Annotated in this window: 19 protein-coding genes; 5 read left to right on the top strand and 14 right to left on the bottom strand. The window is 72.8% G+C overall.

Going from position 1 to position 20,653, the window contains the following annotated elements; translation table 11 throughout:
- Positions 1–6: 6 nt before the first annotated feature.
- The gene (locus PYR72_RS31810) at positions 7–1,080 is read right to left on the bottom strand and encodes a PhoH family protein (RefSeq protein WP_059081073.1); all 1,074 of its coding nucleotides are present in this window, start codon (positions 1,078–1,080) and stop codon (positions 7–9) included.
- Positions 1,081–1,233: 153 nt separating this feature from the next.
- Complete coding sequence (locus PYR72_RS31805; RefSeq protein ID WP_275458460.1) at positions 1,234–2,025, bottom strand: IclR family transcriptional regulator; 792 nt, start codon at positions 2,023–2,025, stop codon at positions 1,234–1,236.
- A 106-nt stretch (positions 2,026–2,131) separates the two neighbouring features.
- Between PYR72_RS31805 and PYR72_RS31800 the strand changes: the two genes are divergently transcribed.
- The 3 genes from PYR72_RS31800 to PYR72_RS31790 all read left to right on the top strand — a co-directional run bounded on the left by PYR72_RS31800 (position 2,132) and on the right by PYR72_RS31790 (position 5,907).
- Positions 2,132–3,190 (top strand): 5-dehydro-4-deoxyglucarate dehydratase, encoded by a 1,059-nt coding sequence (locus tag PYR72_RS31800; protein ID WP_275458459.1) that lies wholly within the window; start codon positions 2,132–2,134, stop codon positions 3,188–3,190.
- Complete coding sequence (locus PYR72_RS31795; protein ID WP_275458458.1) at positions 3,187–4,482, top strand: glucarate dehydratase family protein; 1,296 nt, start codon at positions 3,187–3,189, stop codon at positions 4,480–4,482. Before PYR72_RS31800 ends, PYR72_RS31795 begins: the two co-directional genes overlap by 4 nt.
- A 315-nt stretch (positions 4,483–4,797) precedes the next feature.
- Positions 4,798–5,907, top strand: coding sequence for a PfkB family carbohydrate kinase (locus PYR72_RS31790; protein ID WP_275458457.1), 1,110 nt, complete (start codon positions 4,798–4,800; stop codon positions 5,905–5,907).
- 43 nt (positions 5,908–5,950) lie between these two features.
- Here the strand turns inward: PYR72_RS31790 and PYR72_RS31785 are convergent, their stop codons facing one another.
- The 10 genes from PYR72_RS31785 to hrcA form a co-directional block, all read right to left on the bottom strand.
- Positions 5,951–6,943 carry an adenosine deaminase gene (locus PYR72_RS31785; RefSeq protein WP_275458456.1) on the bottom strand — a complete coding sequence of 331 codons (993 nt, stop codon included), beginning with the start codon at positions 6,941–6,943 and terminating at the stop codon, positions 5,951–5,953.
- A 20-nt stretch (positions 6,944–6,963) separates the two neighbouring features.
- Positions 6,964–7,872, bottom strand: coding sequence for a ribonuclease Z (locus tag PYR72_RS31780; protein ID WP_275458455.1), 909 nt, complete (start codon positions 7,870–7,872; stop codon positions 6,964–6,966).
- A gap of 6 nt (positions 7,873–7,878) precedes the next feature.
- The gene (locus tag PYR72_RS31775) at positions 7,879–8,232 is read right to left on the bottom strand and encodes an HIT domain-containing protein (protein WP_275458454.1); all 354 of its coding nucleotides are present in this window, start codon (positions 8,230–8,232) and stop codon (positions 7,879–7,881) included.
- Positions 8,233–8,428: 196 nt separating this feature from the next.
- Positions 8,429–11,641, bottom strand: coding sequence for a S41 family peptidase (locus PYR72_RS31770; RefSeq protein WP_275458453.1), 3,213 nt, complete (start codon positions 11,639–11,641; stop codon positions 8,429–8,431).
- A gap of 88 nt (positions 11,642–11,729) precedes the next feature.
- The gene (locus tag PYR72_RS31765; RefSeq protein ID WP_275460580.1) at positions 11,730–12,194 is read right to left on the bottom strand and encodes a hypothetical protein; all 465 of its coding nucleotides are present in this window, start codon (positions 12,192–12,194) and stop codon (positions 11,730–11,732) included.
- A gap of 181 nt (positions 12,195–12,375) precedes the next feature.
- Positions 12,376–12,768 carry a VOC family protein gene (locus tag PYR72_RS31760; RefSeq protein ID WP_275458452.1) on the bottom strand — a complete coding sequence of 131 codons (393 nt, stop codon included), beginning with the start codon at positions 12,766–12,768 and terminating at the stop codon, positions 12,376–12,378.
- Positions 12,769–12,811: 43 nt separating this feature from the next.
- Entirely contained in the window at positions 12,812–13,552 is a 741-nt protein-coding gene (locus PYR72_RS31755) for a 16S rRNA (uracil(1498)-N(3))-methyltransferase (RefSeq protein WP_275458451.1), read from the bottom strand.
- Positions 13,549–14,658, bottom strand: a complete 1,110-nt coding sequence (locus tag PYR72_RS31750) for a nitronate monooxygenase (RefSeq protein WP_275458450.1) — start codon at positions 14,656–14,658, stop codon at positions 13,549–13,551. The genes PYR72_RS31755 and PYR72_RS31750 overlap by 4 nt, the downstream gene beginning before the upstream one ends.
- 175 nt (positions 14,659–14,833) lie before the next feature.
- Positions 14,834–15,970, bottom strand: a complete 1,137-nt coding sequence (gene dnaJ, locus PYR72_RS31745) for a molecular chaperone DnaJ (protein ID WP_275458449.1) — start codon at positions 15,968–15,970, stop codon at positions 14,834–14,836.
- The gene (hrcA, locus tag PYR72_RS31740) at positions 15,971–16,987 is read right to left on the bottom strand and encodes a heat-inducible transcriptional repressor HrcA (protein ID WP_037723896.1); all 1,017 of its coding nucleotides are present in this window, start codon (positions 16,985–16,987) and stop codon (positions 15,971–15,973) included.
- Between the two features lie 188 nt (positions 16,988–17,175).
- On the opposite strand from hrcA, the gene PYR72_RS31735 reads away from it, so the two are divergent.
- Both PYR72_RS31735 and PYR72_RS31730 read left to right on the top strand, forming a co-directional pair.
- A complete protein-coding gene (locus PYR72_RS31735) occupies positions 17,176–17,907 on the top strand; it encodes an MBL fold metallo-hydrolase (protein WP_275458448.1) in 732 nt (243 codons plus the stop codon).
- A gap of 42 nt (positions 17,908–17,949) precedes the next feature.
- The gene (locus tag PYR72_RS31730) at positions 17,950–18,765 is read left to right on the top strand and encodes a DUF3097 domain-containing protein (RefSeq protein WP_275458447.1); all 816 of its coding nucleotides are present in this window, start codon (positions 17,950–17,952) and stop codon (positions 18,763–18,765) included.
- Here the strand turns inward: PYR72_RS31730 and PYR72_RS31725 are convergent.
- Together PYR72_RS31725 and hemW are read right to left on the bottom strand one after the other, a co-directional pair.
- A complete protein-coding gene (locus PYR72_RS31725) occupies positions 18,743–19,321 on the bottom strand; it encodes a Uma2 family endonuclease (protein ID WP_275458446.1) in 579 nt (192 codons plus the stop codon). The genes PYR72_RS31730 and PYR72_RS31725 overlap by 23 nt on opposite strands.
- A 99-nt stretch (positions 19,322–19,420) precedes the next feature.
- Positions 19,421–20,653, bottom strand: coding sequence for a radical SAM family heme chaperone HemW (gene hemW / locus PYR72_RS31720; RefSeq protein WP_275458445.1), 1,233 nt, complete (start codon positions 20,651–20,653; stop codon positions 19,421–19,423).

The raw sequence follows: 20,653 nt of genomic DNA, 5'->3' as shown, positions 1-20,653 counted from the left end.
GTCTGTCTACTTCCCCTTGGGCCCGGACTGCCTGCCCCGGCCGCCCTGGTGACCGCCGTTCTCGGTGCCGTGCTCGCTGTCGTACTTCTCGTACGCGTCGACGATACGGCCGACGAGCTTGTGCCGGACGACATCCTGCGACGACAGCCGGGAGAAGTGCACGTCGTCCAGCCCCTCCAGGATGTCCTGGACCTGGCGCAGACCGGACTTCGTGCCGTTCGGCAGGTCGACCTGGGTCACGTCACCGGTGATGACGATCTTCGAGTCGAAGCCGAGGCGGGTGAGGAACATCTTCATCTGCTCGGGCGAGGTGTTCTGGGCCTCGTCGAGGATGATGAAGGCGTCGTTGAGCGTCCGGCCGCGCATGTACGCCAGGGGTGCGACCTCGATGGTCCCGGCGGCCATCAGCCGCGGGATCGAGTCCGGGTCGAGCATGTCGTGCAGCGCGTCGTACAGGGGGCGCAGATAGGGGTCGATCTTCTCGTAGAGGGTGCCCGGGAGGAAGCCCAGGCGCTCGCCGGCCTCGACCGCCGGGCGGGTCAGGATGATCCGGTTGACCTGCTTGGACTGCAGGGCCTGGACGGCCTTGGCCATGGCCAGGTAGGTCTTGCCGGTGCCGGCGGGGCCGATGCCGAAGACGACGGTGTGCTTGTCGATGGCGTCGACGTACCGCTTCTGGTTGAGCGTCTTGGGGCGGATCGTGCGGCCGCGCGAGGACAGGATGTTCTGCGTCAGCACCTCGGCCGGGGTCTCCTGGCCGTCGCTCTTCCCGTTCTCGCTCGCTCTCAGCATGGCGATCGAGCGTTCCACTGCGTCCTCCGTCATCGGCTGTCCGGTGCGGAGCACCAGCATCATCTCGTCGAACACGCGCTGGACGAGAGTGACTTCGGGGGCCTCGCCGACCGCGCTGATCTCATTGCCCCGGACATGGATGTCGACCGCCGGGAAGGCCTTCTCGATCACGCGCAGGAGGGAGTCGCCGGAACCCAGCACGGTCACCATGGGGTGCGCCGCGGGGACGGTGAACTGCGCTCTCGCCTTGCCCTGCGCGGAGGTGTGAGCTGTGCGTGTCTGAGTCATGGGCCGGCTCTGTAGGCCGCGGTTCCTCCTCTTGGCCGTGGGGCTCGTGTTGCCCTTCCCAGGGTACGACGCGGCGGTGACAGTGCCGTAGGGCTTTTACCGGGAACGGCTGGGGCCACGCCCCGGGACCCTTCCGGCCGCGGGCCCGGCCGCTCAGCGCCAGACCGGCGCTCCCGCCCCTCCCGGGACGGCCGCCTCGATCTTCGCGCGGATCTCCCGCATCACCTCCACGATGCGGCGCTCGTGCTCCGGGGTCAGCCGGGCGACCGGGACCGAGCAGCTGACGGCGTCCTCGGCCGGGGTGTCGGTGCGCAGGGCGAAGCCGAAGCCGACGATGCCGGTGACGCCCTCCTCGCGGTCGACGGCGTAGCCGCGGGCGCGGACGGCGGCGAGGTCGGCGGCGAGGGCCTCGCGGGTGGTGCGGGTGTTCGGGGTGAGCGCCCGGTAGGGACCCTCGGGGAGGTCCGTGTCGGGGCGTTCGGCCAGGAGGGCCTTGCCGAGGGCGCCGGCGTGGGCGGGCAGGCGGCGGCCGACGCGGCTGATCGTGCGCAGGTACTCGTGGGACTCGCGGGTGGCCAGGTAGGCGACGTCCGTGCCGTCGAGACGGGCGAGGTGGATGGTCTCGCCGAGGGCCTCGGACGCCTCGTCGAGATACGGCCGTACGGCACGCACGCGCGGGTCGGAGTCCAGGTAGCCGGTGCCGGTGAGCAGGGCGCGGATGCCGATGCCGTAGAGGGAGCCCGTGGTGTCGGTGCGGACCCAGCCGCGGCCGATCAGGGTCTGCAGCAGCGCGTACATCGAGCTGCGCGGGACCCCCAGCTCGTCCGCCAGCTCCTGGAGGCGTGCGGGGCGGTCGCCGCGCGCGGCCAGCAGTTCCAGCAGGTCGACCGTGCGGGCCGCCGACTTCACCTCGCGGACGCCCCCGGCGCCGTCTGTCTCCGCCATGGGCCGATCGTATGCGGGCCGCCGACCCCGCCCGCGGGCCTCTTGACGCTCCTCGTTCAGTTACCTAATCTCCATTCTCATACATGAATGACGTCTCCATAGGAAGATGATGCGTGTGGGCATCGACACGGACTCAGACCCGGACCCGGCGACCCGAGCGGCGGCCGGCCCGGTCACGGACCCCTTCCCGGACACGGTCCGGCGGCTGCGGCACGGCATGGCGGAGGGCGTCCTGTCGTTCCCGCTCACCAGCTTCCGCGCCGACGGCTCCCTCGACCCCGACGGCTTCCGCGCGCACCTCGACGCGCAGGTGGCCACCGCTCCCGGCGCCGTCTTCCCCGCCTGCGGCACCGGCGAGTTCTTCTCGCTCGACGAGGACGAGTACCGGCAGGTCGTGACCGCCGCCGTGGAGGTCACCGCGGGCCGGGTGCCCGTCGTCGCGGGCATCGGCTACGGCTGGGCGCAGGCCGTACGGTTCGCGCGGATCGCCGAGGAGGCGGGCGCCGACGCCCTGCTCGTGCTGCCGCACTACCTCGTCGCCGCCCCGCAGGAGGGCCTGGTCCGGCAGTTGGAGGAGATCGCCGCCCGCACCCGGCTGCCGCTCGTCGCCTACCAGCGCGGTCAGGTCGCCTTCACCGCCGCGTCGCTGCGGCGGATCGCCCGGATCCCGCACGTCGTCGGCCTCAAGGACGGCCACAGCGACCTCGACCGGCTGCAGCGCCTCACGCTCGCCGCGCCCGAGGGCTTCCTCTTCTTCAACGGCGCCGCCACCGCCGAGATCCAGGCCCGCGCGTACGCCGCCGTCGGCGTCCCCGCCTACTCCTCCGCCGTGCACGCCTTCGCGCCCGAGATCGCCGGCGCCTTCTTCGACGCGCTGCGCGGCGGCGACGACGCGACGGTGGACCGGCTGCTGCGCGGCTTCTACGTGCCGTTCGTCGAGCTGCGCGACCGCCGCCCCGGATACGCGGTCTCGCTGGTCAAGGCGGCGGCCCGGCTGCGCGGACGCCCCGTCGGCCCCGTACGCGCCCCGCTCACCGATCCCTCGCCGGCCGACCTCGCGGACCTGGAGAAGCTGCTCGCCGACGGCCTCGGCCTGGTCGGCCCGCCCGCCTCCGGCCCCGCCCGCACCGTGTCCGCCGCACCGACCGCCGGAGCCGCCCTGTGACCCGCGACCTGACCGTCACCGACGTCCGGCTGACCCCGATCCTGGTCGCCGACCCGCCACTGCTGAACACGCAGGGCGTGCACCAGCCGTACACCCCGCGGCTCGTCGTGGAGGTCGTCACCGCCGACGGCACCACGGGGGTCGGCGAGACGTACGGCGACACCAAGTACCTGGAGCTGGCCCGGCCGTTCGCGCGGAAGCTGGTGGGCCGCCGGGTCGGCGAGCTGAACGCGCTGCCCGTCCTCGCCGACGAGGTGGCGGTCGACGGGGCACGGGTCTCGCGGCAGGTCGACGTGGGCGGGCTGCGGGGTGTGCAGACCGCCGACAAGCTGCGGCTGTCGGTCGTCTCGGCGTTCGAGGTCGCCTGTCTCGACGCGCTCGGCAAGGCGCTGGGGCTGCCCGTGCACGCCCTGCTCGGCGGGAAGCTCCGGGACACCGTCGAGTACAGCGCGTACCTCTTCTACAAGTGGGCGGAGCATCCCGCGGGGGTCGCCTGCCAGAAGGACGACTGGGGAGCGGCGGTCGACCCGGCCGGGGTCGTCGCGCAGGCCCGGAGGTTCAAGGACCGGTACGGGTTCAGGTCGTTCAAGCTCAAGGGAGGTGTCTTCCCGCCGGACGAGGAGATCGCGGCGGTCCGCGCGCTGGCCGAGGCGTTCCCCGGTCACCCGCTGCGGCTGGACCCGAACGGGGCGTGGACCGTCGCGACCTCCCTGCGGGTCGCCGACGCGCTGGCGGACGTGCTGGAGTACCTGGAGGACCCGGCGCTCGGGACGCCCGCGATGGCCGAGGTGGCGGCGGGGACGTCCGTGCCGCTCGCCACCAACATGTGCGTGACGACCTTCGCGGAGATCGAGGAGGCGTTCACGAAGGGGGCCGTGCAGGTCGTCCTCTCCGACCACCACTACTGGGGCGGTCTGCGCAACACGCGTGAACTGGCCGCGATCTGCCGGACGTTCGGTGTGGGGGTCTCCATGCACTCCAACACCCACCTGGGGATCAGTCTGGCGGCGATGACCCAGGTGGCCTCGACCGTGCCGAATCTGCACCACGCCTGCGACTCCCACTATCCGTGGCAGTCGGAGGACGTCCTCACCTCGCGGCTCACGTTCGAGGACGGGGCGGTCCGGGTGTCGGACGCGCCGGGCCTCGGGGTCGAACTCGACCGGGACAAGCTGGAGTTCCTGCACCAGCGGTGGCTGTCGGACGACGGTTCCCTGCGGGAGCGGGACGACGCGGCCGCGATGCGCGCGGCCGACCCCGGCTGGGTGACACCGCGGATGCCGCGCTGGTAGCCGCCGGGTGCGTTGTCGGGTGTGTTGTCGGGTGCGTCTTCGGATGCGTCTTCGGGTGCGGGTGCGTGGGGGCTGGTCGCGCAGTTCCCCGCGCCCCTAAAAGCACCGGCCCCGCGCCCCTAGAAGCACCGGCCCCGCGGGCCTGAAAAGCACGGGGCGCAGCCCCTGCTTTTCAGGGGCGCGGGGAACTGCGCGAGAAGCCCCACGCACCCGCACCCGACAACACACCCGAGCCCCCCACCACCCCGACCCCGCCCCCGAGCGGAGCGCCGTGGTGCAGACTGGCTGGATCCGCACCACGCCAGGGAGCACATCGTGACCGCGTTCAAGGGAGAGCGACCGCACCGGCCCCAGGTCGACCCGCTGAGGGCCCTGCGCGCACCGGACGACCCGCCCTGGGACGTCTACCTGACGGGCACCGTCTTCCTCGACATCATCTTCACCGGCCTCGACTCCGCCCCGGTGCGCGGGACGGAGTCCTGGGCGCGCGGCATGGGATCGAGCCCCGGCGGTGTGGCCAACATGGCCACGGCCCTGGCCCGGCTGGGCCTGAGGACCTCCCTCGCGGCGGCCTTCGGCGACGACCACTACGGCGAGTACTGCTGGGACGCCCTGGAACAGGGCGAGGGCATCGACCTCTCCGCCTCCCGCACGGTCGCCGGCTGGCACTCTCCGGTCACGGTCTCCATGGCCTACGAGGGCGAACGCACGATGGTGTCCCACGGCCACGCGGCACCCCCGGAGCAGTCCGAGCCGGAGTACCCGCCCCACGCCCGCGCCGCCGTCGCCTCCCTCACACCCGGCGTACGCGCCCCCTGGATCGCGCGCGCCGCGAGCGCGGGCACCCGGATCTTCGCGGACGTCGGCTGGGACGAGACCGGCGCCTGGGACCTGGCGGGCCTGCCCGACCTCGCCCACTGCGAGGCGTTCCTGCCCAACGCGGCCGAGGCGATGCGCTACACCGGCGCCGAGTGCCCCCGGGCCGCCGCCCGCGCCCTGACCGACCACGTCCCGGTGGCCGTGGTGACCCTGGGCGCGGAGGGCGCGTACGCCGTGGACGGCCGGACCGGTGAGACGGCGGAGGTCCCGGCCATCGCCGTGGAGGCCCTGGACCCCACCGGCGCGGGTGACGTGTTCGTGGCCGGCTTCGTCACCGGCACCCTGGCGGACTGGCCCCTCGCGGACCGGCTGGCCTTCGCCGGCCTGACCGCCGCGCTGTCGGTGCAGGAGTTCGGCGGATCGCTGTCCGCTCCCGGCTGGTCGGAGCTGGCCGCGTGGTGGCGCCGGGTGCGGTCGCTGGAGGACCAGGACCCCGAGGCGCTGCGCCGGTACGCCTTCCTGGCGGACCTGCTGCCGACGGACCACGTCAGCCCCTGGCCGCTGCGCCGGGCGGTCCCCACGATCGGCTTCCGCCGCTCGGCCTGACGTTCCCCGCCGGGCACGTCCCCCGCCGGGCACGGCCCCCGTCTCAGCCGAACTCGTACGCGTCCACCTCGGCCAGATACCGGGCCCGCCGCTCCTCGTCGTCCTCCAGGAAGGACGCGGTGAAGGAGTTGCGGGCCAGTTCGCGCAGCCGCTCCTCGCTCAGGCCGAGCGTGCGCCGCACGGCGTCGAAGTTGTCACCGACGTATCCGCCGAAGTAGGCCGGGTCGTCGGAGTTGACCGTGCACAGCAGGCCCGCGTCGAGCATGGCGGGCAGGGGGTGGTCGGCGAGGGTGTCGACGGCCCGCAGCCGGACGTTCGACAGCGGGCACAGCGTCAGCGGGATCCGGTCCCGCACCAGCCGCTCGACGAGGGCCGGGTCCTCCACGCACCGCAGCCCGTGGTCGACGCGTTCGACACCGAGGACGTCGAGGGCCTCGGTGATGTACTCCGGCGGCCCCTCCTCCCCCGCGTGCGCGACCCGCCGCAGGCCCAGCGCGGCGGCCGCCTCGTACACCTCGCGGAACTTCACCGGTGGATGCCCGACCTCGGCGGAGTCCAGTCCGATCCCGGTGATCCGGTCGAGATACGGCCGCGCGGCCTCCAGGGTGGCGAAGGCCGACTCGGCGGACTCGTCGCGCAGGAAACACATGATCAGCCGCGTGGAGACGCCGTGCGTCTCCACGCTCCTGCCCAGCGCCCGCCACAGTCCCTCGACGACCGTCCCCATCCCCACACCGCGCGCGAGGTGGGCCTGCGGATCGAAGAAGATCTCCGCGTGCCGTACGCCCTGGGCGGCGGCGCGGGCCAGGTAGGCGTCGGCGAGGTCGGCGAAGTCCCGCTCGGTGCGCAGGACGGCCATCAGCTCGTAGTACAGGTTCAGGAACGACTGCAGGTCCTCGAACTCGTACGCTTTGCGAAGCGCGTCCGTGTCCGCGTACGGCAGCGCCACCCCGTTGCGGGCGGCCAGCGCGAACGCCAGCTCCGGCTCCAGGGTGCCTTCGATGTGCAGGTGCAGTTCAGCTTTGGGGAGGGGCATCAAAGCATCGTACGGCCGCTCTACCGCCGTTTCGGAAGCGCCACCCGCATGAGGTCGTGTGCCACAGTCAGCTCCCCCTCGAACCCGGCGGCGCGTGCCTGCCGTTCGAACTCGGCGGGCTCGGTGTACCGCTGGCTGAAGTGGGTGAGCACGAGGTGCCGTACGCCGCAGTCGCGGGCCACCGAGGCGGCCTGTCCGGCCGTCAGATGCCCGTGGTCCACGGCGAGTTGCACGTCCTCGTCGAGGAACGTGGACTCGATGACGAGCATGTCGGCCGCGTCGGCGAGGGCGTAGACCCCGTCGCACAGCCGGGTGTCCATGACGAACGCGAACCGCTGTCCGCGCCGCGGCTCGCTCACGTCGTCCAGCGTGACGTCGCCGACCGCGCCCTCCCGCTGGATCCGTCCGATGTCGGGCCCGGCGATCCCGCGCTCGGCGAGCCGCTCGGGCAGCATCCGGCGCCCGTCGGGCTCGACGAGCCGGTAGCCGTAGGACTCGACGGGGTGCGAGAGCCTGCGCGCGTCGAGGGTGTACGAGGAGTCGGCGGCCAGCGTCCCGCCCTCCCCGTCGACCGGCGCCTGGACCAGTTGGACCGTCTCGCGGTACGCGGTGGCGTACCGCAGACGGTCGAAGAACCGCTGCCCGGAGCGCGGGTAGTGCGCGGTGACCTCGTGCGGGACCCGGTCGAGGTTGATCCGCTGGATGACACCGGCCAGCCCCAGCGAGTGGTCCCCGTGGAAGTGGGTGACGCATATCCGGTTCAGGTCGTGTGCGGCGACCCCGGCGCGCAGCATCTGCCGCTGGGTGCCCTCGCCCGGGTCGAACAGCAGCCCCTGCGCGTCCCAGCGCAGCAGATAGCCGTTGTGGTTGCGGTGCCGGGTCGGGACCTGGCTGGCGGTGCCGAGGACCACCAGTTCACGTACGGACACGGCGCGCTACCCGGGGGGCCACTGCAGACCGCGGCCGCCGACGACGTGGGCGTGCGCGTGGAACACGGTCTGGCCGGCGCCGGTGCCGGTGTTGAAGACGATGCGGTAGCTCTCCAGCTTGTCCTCGTCGGCGACGGCCCGTGTCTCGCGCAGGACGTCGGCGGCGAGGTCCGGGGCGGCGGCGGCGAGGGTCGCGGCGTCCTCGTAGTGCGCCTTCGGGATGACCAGGACGTGCGTCGGTGCCTGGGGGTTGATGTCCCTGAACGCGACGGTCGTGTCCGTCTCCCGCACGATGGTCGCCGGGACGTGTCCCGCCGCGATCTTGCAGAACAGACAGTCGTCCTGCGGCTCCCCAGCCATGCGTGCCTCCCAGCCAGCGGTGATCCCTTACCGGGGGCATGGTAGCGCCAGGGGGTGACGGGGGTGCGGGTGTTGGTGCGGGTGCGTGGTCGGGTGGCTCTGGAAAGCAGTGGGCGCAGCCCCTGCATTCCAGGGGCGCGGGGAACTGCGCGACCAGCCCCCACCCACCCGCACCCGACCACGCACCCCCGCGCCGCTACGCCTCCGGCAACGAGGGGGCCACCTTCGCCGGTGTCGTCTCCAGTCCGGCCAGCGCGATCCGGATCGCCTCGTCCAACTGCGGGTCACGCCCCGCCGCGTGGTCCTGCGGCGCCTGCACGACCTCCACGTCCGGATCGACCCCGTGGTTCTCCACGCCCCACCCGTACCCCTCCAGCCAGAACGCGTACTTCGGCTGTGTCACGAGCGTCCCGTCCACCAGCCGGTAGCGGCTGTCGATCCCGACGACACCGCCCCACGTCCGCGTCCCCACCACCGGCCCGATCCCGAGCGCCTTGACCGCCGCGTTGACGATGTCCCCGTCGGACCCGGAGAACTCGTTGGCGACGGCGACGACGGGCCCCCGGGGCGCGTCGTCGGGGTAGCTGGTCGCGCGCATCCCGCGCGGCAGGTCCCAGCCCACGATCCGCCGCGCCAGTTTCTCCACGACGAGCTGCGAGGTGTGCCCGCCCCGGTTCTCCCGGACGTCCACGACGAGCCCCTCCCGGGCGACCTCGACCCGCAGGTCGCGGTGGAGCTGCGCCCAGCCGGAGCCGACCATGTCGGGCACGTGCAGGTACCCGAGCCGGCCGCCGGACCTCTCGTGGACGTAGGCCCGCCGGTCGGCCACCCACGCGTGGTACCGCAACGGCTCCTCGTCGGAGATGGGCACCACCACGGGATGCCGCAGGTCGCCGCCGCCGGCCGGCAGGACGGTCAGCTCGACCGCCTTGCCCGCCGTGCCGACGAGCAGCGGTCCGGGCCCGGCCACCGGGTCGACCGGCCGGCCGCCCACGGCGACGATCGTGTCCCCGGCCCGCACGGCCACGCCGGGCGCGGCGAGCGGGGAGTGCGCGTCGGGGTCGGAGGTCTCCGACGGCAGCACCCGGTCGATGCGCCAGCCGCCGTCCTCGTGCCGGGAGACGTCCGCGCCGAGCAGCCCCTGCCGCCGGTCGCCGGAGCCGCCCCGGCCGCGCGGGGTGACGTACGCGTGCGAGGTCCCCAGCTCGCCCTGGACCTCCCACAGCAGGTCCACGAGGTCGTCGTGGGTGGCCACCCGCTCCAGGACCGGGCGGTAGCGGTCCAGGACGCCGTCCCAGTCCACCCCTCCGAGGTCCGGGCGCCAGAAGTTGTCCCGCATCAGACGGCCGGTCTCGTCGAACATCTGGCGCCACTCGGCGGCCGGGTCGACGGTCAGCCGTACGCGCGAGAGGTCGACGGTGATGTTGCTGTCGCTCTCGTCGTCGTTCGAGGCGCGCCGGTCGCTGGGGACGACCTTGAGCTTGCCGTCGGTCCACAGCAGGACCCGTTTGCCGTCGCCGCCGACGGCGAAGTGGTCGGCGTCGGAGGCGAGGTGTTCGAGGCGCCGCTGGGCGAGGTCGTAGCGGACCAGGGAGGTCTTCGGGTCGGGGTCGTCGGGGGTGGCCCGGGAGTGGCCGAGGACGCCGGTGACGGGGTGGTGCAGCCACAGGACGCCGTCCTTGGCGGCCCGGAGCGTGGAGTAGCGGCCGGCCTCCACCGGGAAGGGGACGATCCGGTCGGCGAGTCCGTCCAGGTCGATCCGGGTCGCCGGGGCGCCCTCGCCGTCGGGGGTCTCGTCCTTGTCGGGTGCCTCGAACGGGCGGCCGTGCCGCTGCGGCCCGAAGGGCGAGGGCGTGGTCGCGGCGAGCGTGATGAGGTGCGGCCGGGCCCCGCTGACGAAGTGCAGGTCGAAGACGTGTTCGTCGTAGACGGGGTCGAAGGCGCGGGCGGAGAGGAAGGCGAGGTGCTTGCCGTCGAGGGTGAACGTCGGCGAGAAGTCCTGGAAGCGCAGCGGGGTCGCCTCGGTGACGGACAGGTCGGCGGTGTTGGCGAGCTTGAGCTGGCGCAGCGGGCGCGGGCCGGGGTGCGACCACGCGAGCCAGGCGGAGTCGGGCGAGAAGACCAGCCCGGACACCTCGCCGTCCTCGCTGCGGTCGACCTCCCGCACCTCCCCGCTCTCCCGTTCGACGAGCAGGACCCGGCCGTCGTGCGCGGCGACGGCGACCCGGCTGCCGTCGGGCGCGACCGAGAGCCCGAGGACGCGGCCCAGCTGCCCCGCGGCGAGCCGGCGCGGTGTGGCGCCCGGGGCGGCACCGGTGGCCGGGGCGAACTCCAGCGCGTCGTCGCCCTCCGCGTCCGTCACCCACACCACCCACTCCTCGCCCTCCACCCGGAAGGTGCGCGGCAGCCGGGCCCGTACGCCCTGCTCGGCGGCGAGCGCGCGGGCGGGGCCGGAGCGGTGGGTGATCCAGTGGATCGAGCCGCGTACGGAGACGGCGCTGCCCCGGGCGGTGTGGTCGGGCGAGGCGGAGCCGAACCAGCGGGCCGCGTTCACCGGGAAGGGCTGGAGATCGACGCGCTGCCCGCCGAGCCGGATGTCGAGCCGACGCGGTTCGGCGCCGTCCAGGTCGTCCAGCAGCCACAGTTCACCCGCGGCCGTGTACACGACCCGGGTGCCGTCGGTGGCCGCGTGCCGGGCGTAGAAGCCGTCGAGCGGGGTGTGCCGGCGTAGGTCGGAGCCGTCGGCGAGGGAGGAGTACAGCGCCCCGACGCCCTCGTGGTCGGAGAGGAACCCGATCCGGTCCCCCACCCACAGCGGGTATTCGAGATTGCCGTCCAACTCGGCGTGCAGACGGGTGAATTCCCCGGTGTTCTCGTCACCGTCGTCGTGGCGGTCGATCCACAGCTTGCCCGCCGTGCCGCCCCGGTAGCGCTTCCACCAGGCGGCCTCGCGGCCCATCGGCGCGGACAGCAGCACGGTGGCGGGGCCGTGGGCGACATCGCCGACCGGCCCGTACGGCAGCGTGGTGGCCGGGCCGCCGTCGAGCGGGACGGCGCGGGCCCAGCTCCGCCGGAGACTGGCCTGCCCGTGGGTGCTGAGCGCGAGGACCCGGCCGTCCGGCGTCCAGCCGCGTACCTGGGTGCGCCAACTCCCCCAGTACGTCAGGCGCCTGGACGATCCGCCGTCGACGGGCGCCACATGCACCTCGGGCGCGCCGTCCCGCGTGGAGGTCCACGCGAGGGTGCTGCCGTCCGGGGAGATCCGCGGGTGGTTGACGGGTACGTTGTCCGCGCTGACCCGCCAGGCACGGCCGCCGTCCAGAGGCGCGAGCCACACGTCGTCCTCGGCGGTGAAGGCGACCAGGTCGCCGTGCAGGTGCGGATACCGGAAATACGCGAGCTGAGTCACCCGGTCACTTTAAGCAGCGTTCGGTCCGATGGGGAGGGGTTTGGATCATGTCCCTCGCCCCGGGCCCGAGTTGCCGCGGGGCCCGGCCTCACTTGCCCTCGGGCACGCACGCGGGGTCCTTCTGACACCAGATGGTCTGGGTGACGGTGACCGTCACGGTCGGTCCCGGCCCGCCCTGACCGCCCGGCCCGGTGCTCGGGGCGGGGGCGTCGCAGTTGCCGAGCCCCTCGACGTGGAACCACTCCTTGCCGCCGACCTTCGCGGTCAGGTCCCCGCGTACGCACCGGCCGTTGACCCCTCTCGTCACCTTCCCGGTGAGGCTGATGTCCCGGCCTTCCTTGTCCTCGCCCGTGCAGTCGACGTGCGCGACGGTGGCGGCGGACGCGGACGGCGACCCGGACTTCCGCGCGCCGTCGCCGTCGTACGAGGCCGTGCAGGTGAGCCACCGGACGTCGAGGCCCTCCCGCTCCAGTTCCTTGGTCGCCAGCTGGTCCGTCGTGAACGCGACCGCGCCGGTGTTCAGCCCGCCGCCCTCACAGGCCACCAGGCTCATGACGGCGCCGACTCCGAGCCCGGCTCCCAGCAGGAGCCGGCGCCCGCCGGTCCGGTGCGCCCTGACACGCCTCCATACCCGCATGCACGGCAGCCTGCCACCGGCCGCCGCGCCGCGGAAGACCGCGTGCGGCCATGCCGCCGGGAAGGGTGAACCGGGGGTGCGCCGGGCGCACGCGGCCTCAGCCGCGCATCAGCAGCCATTCCTGCAGCTCCACCAAGTTCCCCTCGGGGTCTTTGAGATGGGCCACGCGCATCCGGTCGGTCATGGGTGCGGGTCCGTGCAGCAGGTGTGCGCCGCGCTCGGTGATCTGCTCGCAGTACGCGTCGAGGTCGTCGACCCGCAGGACGACGAGCGACCGGTGCCCGTTGGCCGTGCCGGCCAGTTCGCCGAGGACCTCCGCCATCATCGCCCGGTCCTGCAGGGCGATGCCCGCGGACCCGACCGCCGGGCTGAACTTCTCGTACGGCCCCTCGGCCGCACCGGACTGCGGCTTCAGCCCGAGGACGTCGGCATAGAAGCGATAGCAGGCGGCGAAGTCCGAGACGAGCAGTCTGACCTGGGCGAGTTCCACGATGCTCCCTGGGGTCGGGGGACGGCGGCCGGGACCGGGGCGGTCAGGACCAGCGTCCGGTTCTGCCCAGCAGCAGCGCCCCGGCCGCCGTTCCGGCGGTCGATGTGCGCAGCACACTGGGCCCGAGTCGGTACGCCCCCGCGCCCGCCTCGCCGAAGAGCGCCAGCTCCTGCGGTGAGACACCCCCCTCGGGCCCCACGACGAGCACGATCTCCCCGGTCGCCGGCAGCTCGGCCGTCGCCAGGGTCTCGTCGCCGCTCTCGTGCAGGACGGCGGCGAAGTCGGCCTTCGCCAGCAGTGCCGCGACCTGCTTGCTCGTGGCCGCGTCCGCGACCTCGGGGAACCGCGTCCGGCGGGACTGCTTGCCCGCCTCCCGCGCGGTGGCCCGCCACTTGGCGAGCGCCTTCAGCCCCCGCTCGCCCCGCCACTGGGTGATGCAGCGGGCGGCGGCCCAGGGCACGATCGCGTCGATGCCGACCTCGGTCATGGTCTCGACGGCCAGTTCGCCCCGGTCGCCCTTGGGCAGCGCCTGGACGACGGTGAGGCGGGGCTGCGCGGGCGGCTCCTCCCGCAGCTCCCCCACGTCCATGACGACCAGCCGGTCCTTGCCCTCGGCGGCCTTCACCACGCCTTCCACCCACCGGCCCCGCCCGTCGGTGAGGACGACGTCCTCACCGGGCTGCAGCCGCTTCACCGAGACGGCGTGCCGGCCTTCGGGGCCGTCGAGCACGATTTCCGAGCCCCGGCCGTCGAACCGGTCCACCACGAACACCGGCGCGGTCATCGCTCCTCGCCCCCGGTGCGGCCCCCGCCCGTCCCGCCGACCCGTGCGGCGGCCTGTTCGGCCCGCGCGGCGGCGATCTCGGCGGCCAGCACCCCGACCAGCTCCCCGGCGGGCAGCTTGCGGGCCATGCGGTGCCCCTGCCCGGCCCACAGCGCCATGCCCTGCGCGTCCCCGGCCGTGGCGGCGGCCTTGCGCAGCGGCGAGGTGAGGTGGTGGACCTCGGGGTAGGCGACCGGCGCGTACGGGCCGTGCTCGCGCAGGAAGCGGTTGAGCAGCCCGCGGGCCGGGCGGCCGGAGAAGGCGCGGGTCAGCTCGGTGCGGACGAAGAGGGGGTCGGTCAGGGCCTGCTTGTGGACGGCGTGCGCGCCGGACTCCTCGGTGGCGAGGAAGGCCGTGCCGAGCTGGGCCGCGCTCACGCCCGCCGTGAGGAGGGCGGCGATCTGGCCGCCGCGCATGATGCCGCCGGCCGCGACCATCGGCAGGGCCACGGCCTCGCGGACCTGGGCGACCAGGGAGAGCAGGCCGATGCCGGCGCAGTCCCGTTCGGGGTCGTCGCGGTGGGTGCCCTGGTGGCCGCCCGCCTCGACGCCCTGCACGATCACGGCGTGGGCCCCGGACCGCTCCACGGCCTGGGCCTCCTCCGCCGAGGTCGCGGTGACCAGGGTGAGCGTGCCCTTGCGGGCGAGGGACTCCACGACCTCGGGGGTCGGGCAGCCGAAGTGGAACGACACCACCGGTACGGGGTTGTCGAGCAGCACGGCGAGCTTGGCCTCGTAGCCGTCGTCGCGTCCGCTGTCCGGGTCGCCCAGCTCGGCGTCGTACCAGGTCGCCTCACCGGCCAGCTGCTCCGCGTAGACGTCGACGGCGGCGGGCTCGGAGTACTCCGGCTGCGGCATGAACAGGTTGACGCCGAAGGGGCGGGAGGTGAGGGCCCGGAGGGCCTTGATCTCCTGGTACATCCCGTCGGCCGTCTTGTACCCGGCGGCGAGGAAGCCCAGCCCGCCCGCCTCGGACACGGCGGCGGCCAGCCGGGGCACGGAGACACCGCCCGCCATGGGGGCCTGCACGATCGGCAGCGGGACGAGATCGGTCAGCGCGGAGGACATGACGGCATGGTGCCACTGTCCTCCGGACATCGCCGAATCGGGTGCGGGCGGTTGTTCGAGTGCGGGTCCGTCGTGGGTGGTCGCGCAGTTCCCCGCGCCCCTCAAGACATCTTTTCAGGGGCGCGGGGAACTGCGCGAGAAGCCCCACCGGACCCGCACCCGACAACGAACCCGCTCAGCGCCCGTTGAACGCGTCCTTCAGGCGGGAGAACAACCCCTGCTGCCCGGGCTGGAACTGCCCCGTGGGCCGCTCCTCCCCGCGCATCGCGGCGAGCTGCCGCAGCAGGGCCTCCTGCTCGGGATCCAGCTTCGTCGGCGTCTGCACCTCGACGTGGACGATCAGATCGCCCCGGCCGCCGCCCCGCAGATGCGTGACACCGCGGCCGTGCAGCGGGATCGACTGCCCGGACTGCGTCCCGGGCCGGATGTCGACCTCCTCCAGACCGTCCAGCGTCTCCAGCGGCACCTTGGTGCCGAGGGAGGCCGCCGTCATCGGGATGGTGACCGTGCAGTGCAGATCGTCACCGCGCCGCTGGAACGTCGAGTGCGGCAGCTCGTGGATCTCGACGTAGAGGTCACCGGCGGGACCGCCACCCGGCCCCACCTCGCCCTCACCGGCGAGCTGGATCCGTGTGCCGTTGTCGACACCGGCCGGGATCTTGACCGTGAGCGTCCGCCGCGACCGCACCCGCCCGTCGCCCGCGCACTCGGGGCACGGGTTGGGGACGATCGTGCCGAACCCCTGGCACTGCGGGCAGGGCCGGGAGGTCATGACCTGACCGAGGAAGGACCGCGTGACCTGCGAGACCTCACCGCGGCCGCGGCACATGTCACAGGTCTGCGCGGTGGTGCCCGGGGCCGCGCCCTCGCCGCTGCACGTCGTGCAGACGATGGCGGTGTCGACCTGGATGTCCTTCGTGGTGCCGAAGGCCGCCTCGTCGAGGTCGATCTCCAGCCGGATCATCGCGTCCTGTCCCCGGCGCGTACGCGAGCGGGGACCCCGCTGCGACGCCGTGCCGAAGAAGGCGTCCATGATGTCCGAGAAGTTCCCGAAGCCGCCGGCGCCGAAGCCGCCCGCACCCCCGCCGCCCGCCTGGGACAGGGGGTCGCCGCCGAGGTCGTAGACCTGCTTCTTCTGCGGGTCCGACAACACCTCGTAGGCGGCGTTGATCTCCTTGAACCGCTCCTGGGTCTTCGGATCGGGGTTGACGTCCGGATGCAGCTCGCGCGCGAGCCTCCGGAACGCCTTCTTGATCTCGTCCTGGGACGCGTCGCGGCGCACGCCGAGCACGGCGTAGTAGTCCGTGGCCACTCAGGACTCCGCCAGGATCTGTCCGACGTACCGTGCCACCGCTCGTACCGCTCCCATCGTTCCCGGATAGTCCATGCGCGTAGGTCCGACCACGCCCAGCTTCGCTACTGCCTCACCGCCCGAACCGTAGCCGACGGAGACGACGGACGTGGAGTTGAGTCCCTCATACGCGTTCTCATGACCGATGCGTACGGTCATGCCCGAATCCCCCGCCTCACCAAGCAACTTGAGGAGGACGACCTGTTCCTCCAAGGCTTCCAGAACGGGCCGGATGGTGAGGGGGAAGTCATGTCCGAAGCGGGTGAGATTGGCGGTTCCGCCGATCATCAGCCGCTCCTCGCTCTCCTCGACGAGTGCTTCGAGGAGGGTGGAGAGCACCGTCGCGACCGTGCCCCGGTCCTCCAGGTCGAACGCCTCGGGCAGGTCCTCGACCAGCCTCGGCACATCGGTGAAGCGGCGGCCCGCGACCTTGCTGTTGAGCCGGGCCCGCAGGTCCGCGAGTGACGTTTCTCCGAACGGCGCCGGGCAGTCCACCAGCCGCTGCTCCACCCGTCCCGTGTCCGTGATCAGCACGAGCATCAGCCGGGCGGGCGCCAGCGACAGCAGCTCCACGTGCCGCACCGTCGACCGTGTGAGCGACGGGTACTGCACGACGGCGACCTGCCGGGTGAGCTGCGCGAGCAGCCGCACGGTCCGTGCCACCACGTCGTCGAGGTCGACCGCGCCGTCCAGGAAGTTCTGGATGGCGCGCCGCTCGGGCGGGGTCATCGGCTTGACCCCGGCGAGCTTGTCGACGAAGAGCCGGTACCCCTTGTCGGTGGGGATGCGGCCCGCGCTGGTGTGGGGCTGGGCGATGAAGCCCTCGTCCTCCAGCGCCGCCATGTCGTTGCGAACGGTCGCCGGGGAGACGCCGAGGTTGTGCCGCTCGGTGAGCGCCTTGGAACCGACCGGCTCCTCGGTGCCCACGTAGTCCTGGACGATGGCGCGCAGCACCTGCAGCCTGCGTTCACTGAGCACCGCGCACACCTCCCGTTCGCGCTCCTGCGGCTTCCCCTTGGCACTCACCCCGGGCGAGTGCCAACACTCCCCGCCCAGTGTACGGCGGTGGGGTACGCCCCCGGCAAGGCCGGGCTCCGGCCGGGGGCTGTTTCCTACCGGGGAGTACACGACGACGCCGTCCCCGGAGCTACGGCTAGCGTCGGCGCATGACGGTGACTTGGGAAGAGTGCGGGTGGCAGGAATTGACGTCCGGGGTCGGACGATGCCGCCTGCCCGGCTGGGACTGCACGGCCGGGCTGGTGGTCGGGGAGGGCTCGGCCCTCGTGATCGACGCGGGTTCGAGCCTGCGGGAGGGCGCGCGGTTGCGCGGCGAGGCGTGCCGGCTGCTCGGTGGCGCCCGTGTGACACATCTCGCGCTCACCCACCCGCACTTCGACCATGTCTTCGGGGCGGCCGCGTTCGCCGGGGTGGAGGTCTTCGGCGCGGTGGGGGTCGACGGCGTCCTGAGCCGTGACCACGAGGCCCTCCGCGCGGACGCCGTGCACCACGGCCTTCCCCCGGCGGACGCCACCGAGGCCGCCGACCTGCTGGTACGTCCCCGTCACCTGGTCTCCGGGGAGTGGACGCTCGACCTCGGAGGCGATGTCCGGGTGCTGCTGGCGAACGTGGGCCCCGGGCACACGGGGCACGACCTGGCGGTCCTGGTGTCAGGGGGCGCTCGGGAGGTGGTGTTCTGCGGGGACCTGGTCGAGGAGTCCGGCGAGCCGCAGGCGGGCCCCGACGCGATCCCGTCCCGCTGGCCGGCCGCGCTGGACCGGCTGCTGGACCTCGGCGGCGAGGACGCGCTGTACGTGCCCGGCCACGGGGCGGTGGTGGACGCGGCGTTCGTCCGGGCCCAGCGCGACGCCCTGGCACGCCGCTTCGGCGTGTCGGACTGAGCACGGGGGCATCCGGGCGCGGCTTCTCCTATCGTCACTCGAATGCGCCAGTACTCACCCGACCTGACCCCGCCGTGGAAGAAGCCGAAGCCGGTCCCCGAGGTCCCGGCCGATCCCGGTCTGGTCGTCGAGGAGCCCGCCACCGGCTTCTGCGGCGCGGTCGTCGGCTGCGAGGCGGGCACGGTGACGCTGGAGGACCGCTTCGGCAAGCACCGGGTGTTCCCGCTGGAGCCGCGGGGGTTCCTGCTGGAGGGGCAGGTGGTGACGCTGGTCCGCCCCGCGTCGTCGGCCCCGGTCCGTCCCTCCCGCACGGCCTCCGGCTCCGTGGCCGTGCCGGGCGCTCGCGCGCGGGTCGCCCGCGCCGGGCGCATCTACGTGGAGGGGCGCCACGACGCCGAGCTGGTCGAGAAGGTGTGGGGCGACGATCTGCGGGTCGAGGGTGTGGTGGTGGAGTACCTGGAGGGTGTGGACGACCTGCCCGCGATCGTCGAGGACTTCGCCCCGGGGCCGGACGCGCGGCTCGGCGTGCTGGTCGACCACCTGGTCCCCGGCAGCAAGGAGTCCCGCATCGCCGCGTCGGTGACCAGCGAGCACGCGCTCGTCGTCGGGCACCCGTACATCGACATCTGGGAGGCGGTGAAGCCGTCGTCGGTGGGCATCGCGGCGTGGCCGCGGGTGCCGCGGGGGCAGGACTGGAAGACCGGGGTGTGCCGGGCGCTGGGGTGGCCCTCGGAGAACACCGGGGCGGTGTGGCAGGCGATCCTGGGGCGGGTGGGGTCCTACAAGGACCTGGAGCCGGAGTTGCTGGGGCGGGTGGAGGAGCTGATCGACTTCGTCACGGATAGCGGTGGGGCCTGACGTCGGGCAAGGTGGCGAAGTCACTCGTATCCAGTTCGACTCCCAGAATCTCCAAGGCCACTGGGTCACCGAACTTGGTGATCTGTTGCGTCAGATACTTCGCGTCTTCGCCCACTCCCTCGGGTCTGGTCAGCAGGACGCATTGCCCCATGATCGGGTCCAGGATGAGATAGGCAGGCACCTTGCCTGCTGCGTAGATCGACCTCTTGACCTCGTAATCCTGATGAACACTGGACTTGGAGACGACCTCCACCACCAGGCTGACCAGTTGGGCGGGCAACAGCCGGCCCGAAGCAGGCAAGAGGTCCCGCGCGACGACCACCAGATCCGGCACCGGCTCACTGGCCTCGGTCGGAATGTCGACGTCCTGTGTCTGAAGACGAGACCAGCGCGCTCGTGGAATCTGGTCCTGCACATCGACAACGATCATGTTGTGCACGATGTCAGGGCTGACCATCATCACGATCACCCCCCGGAGAAGCTCTACCTTGACGCCCTCGGGGGGCTCGAACTCCGCGAAGAACCTGGTCATCCCACGCTCGTCCACAGCGGTCATCTCCATGGCCTACATATCTGCCGCGTGCTATTGGCGGCAGCCTACGAACCAGGTTAGGTACCGAACCTCCGTTCCGTACCGATTCACCCACCCGGATGATCAGTCCACCAGGTCCCGCACCACCGCGTCCGCCAGCAACCGCCCCCGCAGCGTCAGCACCGCACGCCCCTCCTCGTACGGCCCCGTCTCCAGCAGCCCGTCGGCGAGCGCGCGACCGGCGGCCGCACGGCCGTCCTCCTTCAGCAGCGGCAGGGGGCACCCCTCCCGCAGCCGCAGTTCCAGCAGGATGCGCTCGACCCTGCGGTCCTCGTCCGACAGGAGCTCCCGCCCGGCGCCAGGGGAGCGCCCCTCCGCCAGCGCGCCCGCGTACGCGCCGGGGTGCTTGACGTTCCACCAGCGGACGCCGCCGACGTGGCTGTGGGCACCCGGTCCCGCGCCCCACCAGTCGGCGCCCCGCCAGTACAGCTCGTTGTGGAGGCAGCGCCCGGCGTCGGACGTGGCCCAGTTGGACACCTCGTACCAGTCGAACCCGGCGGCCGACAGCATCTCCTCGGCGATCAGGTACCGGTCGGCGTGGACGTCGTCGTCCGTCATCGGGACCTCGCCGCGCCGGATGCGCCGGGCGAGCTGCGTGCCCTCCTCGACGATCAGCGCGTACGCCGAGACGTGGTCGGGCCCGGCGCCGAGCGCGGCGTCCAGGGAGGCCCGCCAGTCGTCGTCGGACTCGCCGGGGGTGCCGTAGATCAGGTCGAGGTTGACGTGGTCGAAGCCGGCGGCGCGTGCCTCCGCGACGCATGCCTCGGGGCGCCCGGGCGTGTGCGTACGGTCGAGGATCTTCAGGACGTGCTGCCGGGCGCTCTGCATGCCGAAGGAGACGCGGTTGAAGCCGCCCGCGCGGAGGGTCTCCAGGTACGCCGGGTCCACGGACTCCGGGTTCGCCTCCGTCGTCACCTCGGCGTCGTCGGCGAGGGAGAACTCGTCGCGGATCGCCCCCAGCATCCGTACGAGGTCGTCGGCGGCCAGCAGGGTGGGGGTGCCGCCGCCGACGAAGACGGTGCGGACGGGACGCGGGTCGTCCCCGAGGACCTTGCGGGCGAGGCGGATCTCGTCGACGACGGTGTCCGCGTAGTTGTCGCGGGAGGCGAGGACACCGCCGGTGCCGCGCAGCTCGGTGGCGGTGTAGGTGTTGAAGTCGCAGTAGCCGCAGCGGGTCGCGCAGTACGGGACGTGCAGATAGAACCCGAGGGGCCGCTCGGCCGCGCCGGCCAGGGCGTGGGCGGGCAGCGCGCCGTCGTCGGGGACGGGCTCACCGTCGGGGAGTGCGGAAGGCAT

Source organism: Streptomyces sp. VNUA24 (assembly GCF_029167005.1).
In the GTDB taxonomy this organism is placed as follows: Bacteria; Actinomycetota; Actinomycetes; order Streptomycetales; family Streptomycetaceae; genus Streptomyces; species Streptomyces scabiei.
The sequence above is the reverse complement of the archived record's forward strand: the minus strand, read 5'-3'. Positions and strand labels throughout refer to the sequence as shown.

What these genes read in the sequence shown, in the direction of transcription:
- PYR72_RS31810 (WP_059081073.1), bottom strand. Translation starts at nt 1,080, where the DNA reads ATGACTCAGACACGCACAGCTCACACCTCCGCGCAGGGCAAGGCGAGA.
- PYR72_RS31805 (WP_275458460.1), bottom strand. Translation starts at nt 2,025, where the DNA reads ATGGCGGAGACAGACGGCGCCGGGGGCGTCCGCGAGGTGAAGTCGGCG.
- PYR72_RS31800 (WP_275458459.1), top strand. Translation starts at nt 2,132, where the DNA reads ATGATGCGTGTGGGCATCGACACGGACTCAGACCCGGACCCGGCGACC.
- PYR72_RS31785 (WP_275458456.1), bottom strand. Translation starts at nt 6,943, where the DNA reads ATGCCCCTCCCCAAAGCTGAACTGCACCTGCACATCGAAGGCACCCTG.
- PYR72_RS31775 (WP_275458454.1), bottom strand. Translation starts at nt 8,232, where the DNA reads ATGGCTGGGGAGCCGCAGGACGACTGTCTGTTCTGCAAGATCGCGGCG.
- PYR72_RS31765 (WP_275460580.1), bottom strand. Translation starts at nt 12,194, where the DNA reads ATGAGCCTGGTGGCCTGTGAGGGCGGCGGGCTGAACACCGGCGCGGTC.
- PYR72_RS31755 (WP_275458451.1), bottom strand. Translation starts at nt 13,552, where the DNA reads ATGACCGCGCCGGTGTTCGTGGTGGACCGGTTCGACGGCCGGGGCTCG.
- PYR72_RS31750 (WP_275458450.1), bottom strand. Translation starts at nt 14,658, where the DNA reads ATGTCCTCCGCGCTGACCGATCTCGTCCCGCTGCCGATCGTGCAGGCC.
- PYR72_RS31735 (WP_275458448.1), top strand. Translation starts at nt 17,176, where the DNA reads ATGACGGTGACTTGGGAAGAGTGCGGGTGGCAGGAATTGACGTCCGGG.
- PYR72_RS31730 (WP_275458447.1), top strand. Translation starts at nt 17,950, where the DNA reads ATGCGCCAGTACTCACCCGACCTGACCCCGCCGTGGAAGAAGCCGAAG.
- PYR72_RS31725 (WP_275458446.1), bottom strand. Translation starts at nt 19,321, where the DNA reads ATGACCGCTGTGGACGAGCGTGGGATGACCAGGTTCTTCGCGGAGTTC.
- hemW (WP_275458445.1), bottom strand. Translation starts at nt 20,653, where the DNA reads ATGCCTTCCGCACTCCCCGACGGTGAGCCCGTCCCCGACGACGGCGCG.